Raw genomic sequence first — 518 nt, forward strand, 5'->3', positions numbered from 1 at the left:
GTAGCTGATGAAGTGAGAGCCTTAGCGAGTCGAACACAAGCGAGTACACAACAGATTGAACAAGCGCTGACTCGTTTGCTTTCAGTGAACAAGAATGTTGAAGAGTCTATGAATAAGACGAAAGGGACTTGTGACGAAACATTTAATAACACAGAGAAAGTGGGCAGCAGCTTAAATGAGCTAACGTCACAAGTAACGGGTATCAATGACCTAAGCATTCAAATTGCAACGGCCGCAGAAGAGCAAAGCAGCGTAACTCAGGAAATTAGTCGTAACATGGTGGCTCTGAGTGACATTGTAAATGAACTCAACAAAAATGGAGATCAAGCTTTGGTGCAAACCAACAATATCTCCCAAGTAAACGAACGACTGGCATCAATGGTTGGTATGTTTAAACTGCGTTAATTCATACTAAAACAGTTAGTTAAAATGAAACTTGTAGTGTGTCGCGGTTATGGTTTCAAATAGCGTCTATAGTTTTTCAATAGCAGTCATCGTTTAAAATAGCCGCCTTCTCC

At 40.7% G+C, this 518-nt stretch carries 1 protein-coding gene; it reads left to right on the forward strand.

All coding sequences use genetic code 11. The annotated features are described in order from the left end of the window. A partial coding sequence (locus AB4496_RS25955; protein ID WP_372132743.1) for a methyl-accepting chemotaxis protein occupies positions 1 to 405 on the forward strand: 405 nt, incomplete at its 5' end. Positions 406 to 518: the final 113 nt, after the last annotated feature.

The organism is Vibrio sp. 10N.222.46.A1 (genome assembly GCF_041473595.1).
GTDB classification, from domain to species: domain Bacteria; phylum Pseudomonadota; class Gammaproteobacteria; order Enterobacterales; family Vibrionaceae; genus Vibrio; species Vibrio tasmaniensis_A.